Origin of the sequence: Oceanobacillus bengalensis (assembly GCF_003628445.1) — a bacterium.
GTDB lineage: Bacteria > Bacillota > Bacilli > Bacillales > Amphibacillaceae > Oceanobacillus > Oceanobacillus bengalensis.
In genome coordinates, this window is sequence record NZ_RBZO01000056.1 from 1 (window position 1) to 10409 (window position 10409).

General features: G+C 37.4%; 8 protein-coding genes, 15 tRNA genes, 1 rRNA gene and 1 pseudogene. 2 read left to right on the plus strand and 23 right to left on the minus strand.

Features of this window, described 5'->3' with window-relative positions; genetic code table 11:
- Nucleotides 1-42: 42 nt before the first annotated feature.
- The 8 genes and pseudogenes from D8M05_RS19375 to D8M05_RS20815 all read right to left on the minus strand — a co-directional run bounded on the left by D8M05_RS19375 (nucleotide 43) and on the right by D8M05_RS20815 (nucleotide 6462).
- Nucleotides 43-672, minus strand: a complete 630-nt coding sequence (locus tag D8M05_RS19375; RefSeq protein WP_147405204.1) for a spr1630 family ClpXP-sensitive toxin — start codon at nucleotides 670-672, stop codon at nucleotides 43-45.
- Nucleotides 673-733: 61 nt separating this feature from the next.
- A pseudogene (locus D8M05_RS20810) lies at nucleotides 734-916 on the minus strand (DNA polymerase III subunit beta); the annotation flags it as partial.
- Between the two features lie 63 nt (nucleotides 917-979).
- On the minus strand, nucleotides 980-2026 hold the full coding sequence (locus D8M05_RS19385) for a 5-methylcytosine restriction system specificity protein McrC (protein ID WP_121134726.1): 1047 nt from the start codon (nucleotides 2024-2026) through the stop codon (nucleotides 980-982).
- A complete protein-coding gene (locus D8M05_RS20440; RefSeq protein WP_220667602.1) occupies nucleotides 2013-4097 on the minus strand; it encodes an AAA family ATPase in 2085 nt (694 codons plus the stop codon). Before D8M05_RS20440 ends, D8M05_RS19385 begins: the two co-directional genes overlap by 14 nt.
- 344 nt (nucleotides 4098-4441) lie before the next feature.
- Nucleotides 4442-4524, minus strand: a tRNA-Leu gene (locus tag D8M05_RS19395).
- A gap of 83 nt (nucleotides 4525-4607) precedes the next feature.
- The gene (locus D8M05_RS19400; RefSeq protein WP_121134728.1) at nucleotides 4608-4979 is read right to left on the minus strand and encodes a nucleotide excision repair endonuclease; all 372 of its coding nucleotides are present in this window, start codon (nucleotides 4977-4979) and stop codon (nucleotides 4608-4610) included.
- A gap of 30 nt (nucleotides 4980-5009) precedes the next feature.
- Entirely contained in the window at nucleotides 5010-6311 is a 1302-nt protein-coding gene (locus D8M05_RS19405; RefSeq protein WP_121134731.1) for a DEAD/DEAH box helicase, read from the minus strand.
- A gap of 25 nt (nucleotides 6312-6336) precedes the next feature.
- Nucleotides 6337-6462, minus strand: a complete 126-nt coding sequence (locus tag D8M05_RS20815) for a hypothetical protein (RefSeq protein ID WP_281271945.1) — start codon at nucleotides 6460-6462, stop codon at nucleotides 6337-6339.
- Between the two features lie 291 nt (nucleotides 6463-6753).
- On the opposite strand from D8M05_RS20815, the gene D8M05_RS19415 reads away from it, so the two are divergent.
- Nucleotides 6754-7641, plus strand: a complete 888-nt coding sequence (locus D8M05_RS19415) for a glycine betaine ABC transporter substrate-binding protein (RefSeq protein WP_121134734.1) — start codon at nucleotides 6754-6756, stop codon at nucleotides 7639-7641.
- 207 nt (nucleotides 7642-7848) lie between these two features.
- Nucleotides 7849-8661 (plus strand): site-specific integrase, encoded by an 813-nt coding sequence (locus D8M05_RS19420; protein WP_121134738.1) that lies wholly within the window; start codon nucleotides 7849-7851, stop codon nucleotides 8659-8661.
- 68 nt (nucleotides 8662-8729) lie between these two features.
- On the opposite strand, the gene D8M05_RS19425 is transcribed toward D8M05_RS19420, so the two are convergent.
- The 15 genes from D8M05_RS19425 to rrf form a co-directional block, all read right to left on the minus strand.
- Nucleotides 8730-8813, minus strand: a tRNA-Leu gene (locus D8M05_RS19425).
- 15 nt (nucleotides 8814-8828) lie between these two features.
- Nucleotides 8829-8902: transfer RNA gene (locus D8M05_RS19430), tRNA-Cys, on the minus strand.
- An 11-nt stretch (nucleotides 8903-8913) separates the two neighbouring features.
- Nucleotides 8914-8988 (minus strand) — tRNA-Gly (locus D8M05_RS19435).
- 3 nt (nucleotides 8989-8991) lie between these two features.
- Nucleotides 8992-9066, minus strand: a tRNA-Gln gene (locus D8M05_RS19440).
- Between the two features lie 7 nt (nucleotides 9067-9073).
- Nucleotides 9074-9149, minus strand: a tRNA-His gene (locus tag D8M05_RS19445).
- A gap of 11 nt (nucleotides 9150-9160) precedes the next feature.
- Nucleotides 9161-9234, minus strand: a tRNA-Trp gene (locus D8M05_RS19450).
- Nucleotides 9235-9251: 17 nt separating this feature from the next.
- Nucleotides 9252-9336: transfer RNA gene (locus D8M05_RS19455), tRNA-Tyr, on the minus strand.
- 8 nt (nucleotides 9337-9344) lie between these two features.
- Nucleotides 9345-9420 (minus strand) — tRNA-Phe (locus D8M05_RS19460).
- A 31-nt stretch (nucleotides 9421-9451) separates the two neighbouring features.
- Nucleotides 9452-9528: transfer RNA gene (locus D8M05_RS19465), tRNA-Asp, on the minus strand.
- 16 nt (nucleotides 9529-9544) lie between these two features.
- Nucleotides 9545-9621 (minus strand) — tRNA-Met (locus tag D8M05_RS19470).
- 22 nt (nucleotides 9622-9643) lie between these two features.
- Nucleotides 9644-9719, minus strand: a tRNA-Val gene (locus D8M05_RS19475).
- Between the two features lie 4 nt (nucleotides 9720-9723).
- Nucleotides 9724-9798 (minus strand) — tRNA-Glu (locus D8M05_RS19480).
- A 14-nt stretch (nucleotides 9799-9812) separates the two neighbouring features.
- A tRNA-Ser gene (locus D8M05_RS19485) sits at nucleotides 9813-9905 on the minus strand.
- A gap of 4 nt (nucleotides 9906-9909) precedes the next feature.
- A tRNA-Asn gene (locus D8M05_RS19490) sits at nucleotides 9910-9984 on the minus strand.
- A gap of 101 nt (nucleotides 9985-10085) precedes the next feature.
- Nucleotides 10086-10200 (minus strand): 5S ribosomal RNA (gene rrf, locus D8M05_RS19495).
- Between the last annotated feature and the right edge of the window lie 209 nt (nucleotides 10201-10409).

A 10409-nucleotide genomic window follows, 5' to 3' on the forward strand; every position in this document is an offset into this window, starting at 1 on the left:
TACTGGAGATAGTTATCGCGTCACACATGCGCTTTCGAATCATCAATCATAATAAAATATGGGCTGGCAAAGTTCTAACCTTTTCATTGCAATCTTGTAACCTTTTAGGTTGCAAAACACAATTATCTGATTCTCATCAATTTCATATGTTACTATATAAAAAACATCATAATCAGATTCTATTTTAGCAATCTCAATGTTATCTTCTTCACTCAGAAAATTCTCTTCTAATAATTCCAGTTGAACTGTGTCAAAAGAATTATCAGTTTTTAAATGGTTAAAGTCAATACCTGAATTAATCTTCATTAAATCTTCCATATAAGAAAGCTTTGCATTTCTTGTATTTCCTTTAGCATCTTTTCCTTTGTTAACCTGTTCTCTATTAAAATATCGAGCATTCTTGACAATAAATAGGATTTTTTCATCTTGGTGTTGGAATTGGAGATATTGCCAAGTTAACCCTGCCTTGGCTAGTTTACTTTCAACCCCATATGATAAGCAAGTTTTAGCTACTTGATCATCAATATGATTACCTTTAACCCATGCATATGCACCACTAACTTTCATGTTTCTAGACTTTTCCCTTCGTACCTCTAGATACTCCCTATACCCCTCCATCAACCCATCAACTATTCTCTGATTTAATGCTTCTGCTAGTTTAAATTCTTTCAATTCCATACACCTCCATATTTTCCCCAATAATTAAACATTTAATTATATTTTATTAAAGAAAATATGATTTGTATATGTTTTTATTAAAGTTTATTTCAGCTTTTCCAGAACAAATGGTAACTTTTAAGTTAGAATCAGCTTCAATCTCTACTGTATTCTCAGGAAATTTACGCACAATATCAGGGAAATATTTTGCTTGTAATACAATACTACCTTCCTCAATTTGCTCAACCTTGACGTTTCCATACTTTAGGATTTCTCCTACTTGGAAGGGGATTCTTAAATGAATGTTATAAAGGGAGTTGAGCTATGCAAAAAATTGATTGGCATATGCTAATAAGTTTTCCTTTATGCTGCTAAAATCTTGTTGTAAATCTAGAGATACAACTATAATTTGATTACCTTTAATGTGATAAATATGGTTAGGCTGATTTAATGCGGTTGTTTTCGCATAAAGTAACATACCTGCAACCGTTTCGTCTGGATCTTTTTTCCAATTATTTATATAGGTGAATATTTGATAAAGGTTACTGGATTTTTGTTTTGCAGCTCCACCTTCAAACCTTGCTAGCATATTCTCAGAATAAAATTTCGCATCCACTATCAATGTTTTTTTATCTTTTTGAAGTACAAGGTCTGTTTGCATAATCGGTAATGCATCTGTGAAATCATCATCAACAATCCATTGAATTTGAGGATGGGATACATTATATTTCGTTTCACGTTTGAAAAATGCATAGATGAACTTTTCATATAAAGACGATAATCTTTGCTCATCTTGAACCTCTTTCATCATTTGAGATGTAGAGCTTTCATCAAATAATAACCGCTCATAAAGATATCTACACACATCTACAATAAATTGGTAACGAATGTTTTGGCGGTTATATATAACGTTTTTCCATAGCTTCAAATCTAGCTCTACATCTGATACTTCTGTAAAATAAGGCAGCAAACCGTAAAATAATCTACGCATCTTTTTACTTATTTTATTTGAGCGCGATAAGTAAACGAGTGTCCCTTTAATAACTTGATTCAACAATGTATTTTCAGAGAACTCATCATAAACCACTGCAACTTTCTTATTTACCAAGGCATTTTTCTTTATCGTAGAATTGATATCAATTTTCCCCTTAATAACATTGGAAGTCTCTTCAACACTTACATAATCCTTACTTAACCCTCCACGAACCAAAACAGGTATACCAATCGATAAAATTTTTGCGTATAGCTCTTTGACGTCCTCAAACTTTTCTGTCCCGATTTGTTTATACTCAGAAAGATTTAACGTTTGATACGCATAGGAAAGCATATAGTATATATTACGAATTGGGATATTATTATTTCTCTCCATCGTAACAACCTCTTAGTCGTTCAGCCCAATCGTTTGCCTTCTGTTCATCATCAAACCAATACTCGAATAACTGTGGAATAATTTCATATTCGATTACCTCCTCTACACGATTTGCAGTATCTACTTTATAAGCATCACCTACAAAGTAGCTATGCCCAATTTGAAAGCCTGTCCCTAGCTCTTCAACAATTTGATTATTTAAGCTCTTAATTTCATCAATAATACGATTTAAAGCTTCTGGACTATTTAATTCGTTTACATAGGACTTAAATGTCTCATTTTGGAACGCTGGTTTAATTTCAAAAAACGAAAATCTTCTTCTAAGTGCGTAGTCTAATAAAGCTAAGCTTCTATCTGCCGTATTCATCATCCCAATAATGTATAAATTCGATGGCACAGAAAACTTATCATTAGAATAAAGGAGATTGATTTGTTCGCCTCGCTTATCCCCTTCGATAAGCATCATTAATTCCCCAAGTATTTTACTCATATTCCCACGATTAATTTCATCAATTATGAAGAAGTAGTCTCGTTCTGGATCCCGTGCTGCTCTTCTAGCAAACTTCACAAACGGACCTTGTTTCAGCTCAAATCCATCTCCTTCAGCTTTTGGACGAAACCCTTCAATGAAGTCCTCATAACTATAGCTTTGGTGGAACTGTACCATTTGGACACGCGTTTCATCTTTTTCTTCCATCATTACATACGCTAAACGTTTAGCAATATACGTCTTACCTACTCCCGGTGCACCTTTCAAAATAAGATTCTTCTTATTTTCAAGTAAAGAAATTAGTTGTATAAGCTCCTTCTTCTCGATAAAAACATCCGAAAGAAATTCATCCATTGTAAAGGATTCATTTTCTTGTACAGTAGGCTTTGATTCAATAAAACGAATGTAGTAGTCAATTGAACTACCCGATACGCCTTTATATTTTTTGTAGAATTCATCAGATATAACGATATCTTTCAAATGTTTTAGTTGCTCAATATCTGTTTCACCAAAAATCAAAGCATTATAATGGGACTCTATATCCTTTAACGCATTTACTTTTTGCTTAACTGTTTTATCATTCAAGCTAACTCCGGTATCAGTAACTTGATTGGATAACCAATTTCGAAATTCATTTGCTTCAGCAATTTTTGGATCAATAAATTCTTCATTCATTACTTGATCAATTTCTTGAATTAAATTTGGATAAGGATTTAGACATGTTAAAGTTTTTTGAGCAAAAGTCTGATGCAATTCCCACTTTCCAATTTGAAGCCAATCTACTTTTCTTCTATGTTTATACTCTGATACTTCATCATCGAAGTAGTAATCTCCCGCAACAACTCCACGTGCGAGGATTTTCTTAATTCCTTCTTTCACATATACAACGTCTCCTGTTTGAATTTCACGATAGAAATCCCACACAGCCTTTGTGTCATTGACAGGGCGCACCCCATCCGCTCTTTGTTCAGCTATTTTTCGTTCAACAGCTTCCTTTGAATCATAGTTTTTTAAATCCCCTAAGTAGTCCCAACCAAGTGCAATCATATTTTCTGTGTGGAATTGATCCCATAATCTCGAAGATTCACCTGGTGAAATTACCCAATAATTAATACTGTTATCAATTTCATCTTCTTGATTCGCAATTTTCTTCTCTTTTTTAGGATAAGTTAACGTAGGATTTTCATCATAATATAAAAATATCAAATATGATCGCATTAAAACGCCCCAGTCAGGTATCCCACCTAAGTTATCAGGCTTACTTCTTACGCCTCGATTATATTCATCTTCCGCATACTTTTTTCTAAATTGAATTCTTGTTGTACCAAACTTTTTTGGATATCGAGGCGTACTTTTACCAGTAACTAATCTCTCAATATCCTCATCACTTTGTTCCGTCATTTGTTGATAGATCTTTTTATATTCCGTATATGACTGATATTCAAAGAAATTTCCCTTATAGCCGCTACCTAATCCAAACTTTTCAAGGTATGGAGTGTACCATATACCTGTTTTTTCACCTAAATTTTCCGTAACCCAAGCTTTATATTTCTCTTTTTGAGAATTCACAACATCATTCATAGCATACCTCCTAAAAAGAATTTATTATCTTACATTATAACATTGAAGAGGTACGAACCATGGGGACAGGCACTGCACTCCAATTCACCTTAAATTATCCTGTTCCATTAATCCGATGAATTTGATAATAGTTGTTTTTAATGTTTGTGAATCTAATATGCGATATATTGTTTAATTGGCCTAATTTTAAGAGTGGACCAGTTCACCTGTCCCCCTGGTTCCCTAAAATCATTTCAAAGCCTGTCTTTTTCAGCAGTATAACCACAAAACACTCACAAACATTGATGTATCAACATTAGTGAGTGTTTTACCTTTTCTTAATTCTACTCGTTTATAATTAAAGGTACTGGTGGTCGGGGTTGAACCTACACATCCATAGGATACGGAATTTTGAGTCCCGCGCGTCTGCCAATTCCGCCACACCAGCTAAAGTATTAGTGTCAATCCTCCACTACTCTGATACTTTAGCATAATTGGGGGACTGACCCTTTTTTTACGAAAACAGTCTTTTTAATAAAACACTTTCTCAACGTTATATTTCGACTGGAGTTGATTAATGATATAGGTTTCATAAATTTCTCGTTCCATTGGATCTTCTACTAAACAAATATCGATTTTATTTACTTCGTCCCTGTGCATTTTAATAGGAGAAACATTATCTTCAAAATGTTTTTTAACTCTTTGACGTAGTTTTCGTGCTTTTCCAACAAAAAGAAGCTCATCATTTTTATTAAAAAATAAGAAAATGCCGCCTTTATCTCTTGGTATGAGATGGAAATCAATGAACCCATAAATAGGTTTGATTACTGGTTCATTTTCTTTCAGAACTTGTTCTCGCTGTGTAATAGTAATATCTGAAGCAGGTATGCTAATGTTTATCATGTAAACACTCCATTTCGTATTATTCACTCTTTAGCGAGTTCGTTTTCTACCTTTTGTTGTAGTACCAGAATTGCCTTTTGTTCGTCTATTATTAGGTTTTCTACTTGAAGAAGGCGTTGCAACATTCCTTCCGTCTCTTCTACGACCTTCAGAGCGTTTTGCTTTTTTCGATTGCTCGCGGTTTGCTCTAGGATAATCCTCACGATCGGGGATACTGACTCCTTTAATCACTTGTATTTCCAATTCTTGATTAATCCCCTTTTCAATCATTCGTAGGAAATCTAGATCCTTAGGAGCCATTAAAGTAAAGGCAACCCCATCGCCACCTGCACGGCCAGTTCGTCCAATCCGGTGAACATAGCTTTCAACATCATGTGGAATATCATAGTTGTAGACATGTGTCACACCTTCTACATCAAGTCCCCTTGCAGCAACGTCTGTTGCAACTAGGACTTGAGTTTTCGCCTCACGAAATCGTTTCATCGCTCTTTCACGTTTAGCCTGTGATAAATCACTGTGCAACTCGTCTGATTCATAGCCGCCCGCAATCAAAGCTTCGTGAAGTTTTTTGGCACGAATTTTTGTTCGACAGAATATGATTGCTAAAAAAGGCCGGTGTTCTTGGATTAAATGCAATAAAGTTGCTTGTTTTCTCCGATCAGTCGTTTCAATAACAACTTGTTTAATCTCTTCAACCGTTACTTTTTTTGCTTTCACTTCAACGAACTCTGGCTCTACCATATATTTTTTTGCAAGAGATTTAATTTCTTTTGAGATTGTCGCTGAGAATAGCATGGTTTGTCTTGAAGAAAGTGTTTCATGAATGATGTCATCTACCTCTGGAAGAAAACCCATATGTAACATTTGGTCAGCTTCATCTAACACAAGCATCTGAATCTTTGTAAGATCAATTGTTTCACGGCGAATATGATCCAATAACCGACCAGGAGTTGCAACGACAATATGCGTGGCACCTTTTAACTTATTTAATTGATGCTTCACATCTTGACCACCGTACACAGCTAACACATTGATGCCTTCTACGTTTTCAACCATTCTCTTTATTTCTTTTGAAATTTGTTGAGCCAATTCTCTTGTTGGAGTTAAAATAAGTGCTTGAACATCCGACTTGTGCACATCAATCTTTTCGAGTATCGGAAGAACAAAAGCCAACGTCTTTCCTGTTCCCGTTTGTGCTTTTGCAATAACATCCTTCCCCTCTAATACGGATGGAATCGTCCGTTCTTGGATGGGAGTAGGAGCTACTATTCCGATTGACTGTAATGTATGGTTTATCTCTTTTCGAATACCTAGTTGTAAAAAGTCAAGCAAGGCTAATCACGTCTCTTTTCTTATATTAATGCCGTTGTATTTGTTCGGGAGGCTTATTTACTATAGCATATTGGTTAGTATTTACAGAGTAAATCGGATTATTAATGTTGTATTTCCATGGATGCGCTTCTTTTTGACCTTTTTTAGCCAATGGGTCAGTCCCCCGCTTCTCTACCACTTTAGCATACTGGTGAACAGATACCACCTCCCCTAAAAAAGCAAATCTGAGTTTTTCTAATAATTCAAGTGATATTCTGACAATAAACTACCCGTAGCTGCGCTAAATAACTTTAATCGCATTAAATGACGGAGAATTGCTATAATGGGGCTTTGTACTATTTTCTGTTCTGTTTTATTATATTTACTATCTGCGAATTAAAAATTTGTAGAAATTTTGTACATAACAAGTTACGTCTGTTATGAAAAGGAGTTTTCTAGAATCATGATATCTAAGAAATGGATAGCACTCGTAAGTATCGGGATTATACTATTCTTAGTAGGTTGCCAATCAGAATCTGCGGAAAAGAATAATAGTGAATCTACAGCTGAGATAACAGAAATCGTTGGGATCGAGCCAGGGTCCGGAACGATGGATATAGCAGAAAAAGCCATTGAATCATATAGCTTGGATGTGGAACTATTGCCAAGTACAGAAGCAGCAATGATAACGGAATTGCAGCAAGCAATTAAAAATGAAGAACCAATTGTTGTTACACTCTGGCAGCCACATTGGATGTTCAGCGAAAATGATTTGAAATTTTTAGAGGATCCAAAAGGGACATTAGGTGCTTCTGAAAACATACATACGATGGTAAGAAAAGGGTTAGAGGAAGAACATCCATCAGCTTATGCGTTTTTGGATAACTTCTACTGGGAAGTGGAAGACATGAATGAAGTAATGTCAAAGTTTGGACAAGACGAATCAGTTGAACCACAAGTAGCAGCCGAGGAATGGATCGAAGACAATCGTGATAGAGTCGATACTTGGACGGAAGGCATTGCATCGGTTGATGATAAGGCAATCGAATTAGCCTATACAAATTATGAAACAGAAATTGCTTCAACCAATGTCGTTGCTCTTATCCTTGAAGAATTGGGCTACACAGTTGAATTGACCCCACTCGATATGGGCATCGCGTTTGAAAGTCTATCAACAGGGGAAGTAGATGGCATGTTAATCGCCTGGCTCCCTGTAGGTGCGGCTTCTTATTATGAATCATATAAAGATGAAATCATTGATTTAGGTCCTAACCTAGAAGGAGCCCAACAAGGTTTTGTTGTGCCGGAGTATATGAATATTAACAGCATCGAGGACTTGCCAACGAAATAAAAAGAAGCAAAGCAAGCAGCTCTTGAATTAGAGATTGAGTTAAAAAGTGGTGGGAGAATTGATAAGGACTCAACTGTCTACGAACTATGGAAGCGTTGGTTTGAATTAGAGGTTCTCCCCTCTAATAAAAGCACAAGAACCAAAGATAAGTATAGAAAAGTGGGAAGACAAGTAAAGAAATGGTTTGGTGACAAAATTGCTTCTCCAATGAAGTATAGTGACTATCAAGAAACCCTTAATGAATATGGGAAGGAAGTAGGAGCAGATACTCTCAGTCGTTTTAATAGTGCTATAAGAAACGCTATTATCTTAGCTAGAAAAGATTCTGTTTTAATAAAGGATTTTACATTAGGGGTTAAAATAAACGCTCAAAAACAAGTAAAACAAGCCAGTGAGAAATATATAGAATCCCTATCAGACTATCAATCATTGCTTTCTTTTTTGAAGAAAAAAATGGATTACCCTACTAGCATAATTCCTTATTTCCTATATGTACAGTTAAAAACTGGTTTTAGAGTAGGTGAAGTAATGGCATTGACATGGGAAGAGATAAACTTTAAAGATGGTATGATCAAAACGTATCGTAGAATGGACTCTGCTCGCCATGTATTTGCTCCACCGAAAACTTCTACTTCAATTAGGGAAGTTCCAGTAAGTAGTGATGTATTGGAAGTGCTAAGTTCTTTAAAAGCAAGACAAGAAAGCTTGAAAATTCTTGATATATCTGACGGGTTCATTTTTTTTGATGAAAAATACGGATTACCAACTAACAATGGAATCAACAAAGCTCTAAAAAGCTACCTCACTGAATTGGGAATAAAACCAATTATTACAGCCACAGGATGTAGGCATACCTACTGTAGTGTAATGCTCGCAAAAGGAATTGATATTTCTGTGGTCGCTAAATACATGGGGCATAAAGACACAAAAAGAATAATTGATACGTATGGTCATGTTTTGAAAGAATTAGAGGAGAAAGAAAAAGAAAAAATCCGAAGTGTTCTAGATGAATTTAAATAAAATGGGACAAATTCGGGACAATCAAAAATAAAACAGCTTAACCCTTGTGGTTAAGCTGTATAAAATGATACCGGTGGTCGGGGTCGAACCGACACGTCCGTGAAGACACGGGATTTTGAGTCCCGCGCGTCTGCCAATTCCGCCACACCGGCATAATAAAAATTCTTTGGAGGCGGTAACCGGATTTGAACCGGTGATAAAGGTTTTGCAGACCTCTGCCTTACCACTTGGCTATACCGCCATAAATGAAAATGGAGCGGAAGACGGGATTCGAACCCGCGACCCCCACCTTGGCAAGGTGATGTTCTACCACTGAACTACTTCCGCGATTGGCTGGGCCACCAGGATTCGAACCTGGGGTACACGGGATCAAAACCCGATGCCTTACCGCTTGGCTATGGCCCAATATCTATGGGGCGACCGGTGGGAATTGAACCCACGAATGCCGGAGCCACAATCCGGTGCGTTAACCCCTTCGCCACGACCGCCATAGAAAAAATGGCAGGGGTAGTAGGAATCGAACCCACATTGACGGTTTTGGAGACCGTAGTTCTACCGTTAAACTATACCCCTACAAATATTAAATTGAATGGTGGAGGGGGGCAGATTCGAACTGCCGAACCCTGAGGGAGCGGATTTACAGTCCGCCGCGTTTAGCCACTTCGCTACCCCTCCATCTAAGATGGTGGCTCGGGACGGAATCGAACCGCCGACACAAGGATTTTCAGTCCTCTGCTCTACCGACTGAGCTACCAAGCCATCTAAAAGATTGGAATTCTATAAAATAAAATGGCGGTCCGGACGGGACTCGAACCCGCGACCTCCTGCGTGACAGGCAGGCATTCTAACCAACTGAACTACCGGACCATTTTATCAATTTATTTGGTTGCGGGGGCAGGATTTGAACCTACGACCTCTGGGTTATGAGCCCAACGAGCTACCAGACTGCTCCACCCCGCGATAGTATAAAATATTAAGTTAATGGTGGAGGATACAGGGCTCGAACCTGTGACCCCCTGCTTGTAAGGCAGGTGCTCTCCCAGCTGAGCTAATCCTCCATGTTGGTGACCCGTACGGGATTCGAACCCGTGATACCGCCGTGAAAGGGCGGTGTCTTAACCACTTGACCAACGGGCCAGTATATTAAAGAGTGGCGGAGAGCAAGGGATTCGAACCCTTGATACCGCGGTAGCGGTATACACGATTTCCAATCGTGCTCCTTCGGCCAACTCGGACAGCTCTCCGTAATGGCTCCACAGGTAGGATTCGAACCTACGACCGATCGGTTAACAGCCGATTGCTCTACCACTGAGCTACTGTGGAATAATACCAAAAAGAAAAAGTATGTAATTTCACTTATCTTTTTAACAATATTAAAAATTGCCTTACAACTATATAAACTAAGATACTTTAAAGTAATCTTTGCCTGGCGGCGTCCTACTCTTGCAGGGGGAACCCCCAACTACCATCGGCGCTGAAGAGCTTAACTTCTGTGTTCGGTATGGGAACAGGTGTGGCCTCTCCGCCATCACTACCAGACAAATATTAATCAAATATAGTATTCACTATAAAATCAGTGACAAAGATTATTATAGTCATTTATTAAATTAAAGTCAAGCATTTCTTGCTTATACCTCAAAAACTAAATAAGAGTAAACTAACGACTATCATAAAAGAATTTAGTTAAGTCCTCGATCGATTAGTATCCGTCAACTCCACGTGTCACCACGCTTCCATCTCGAACCTAT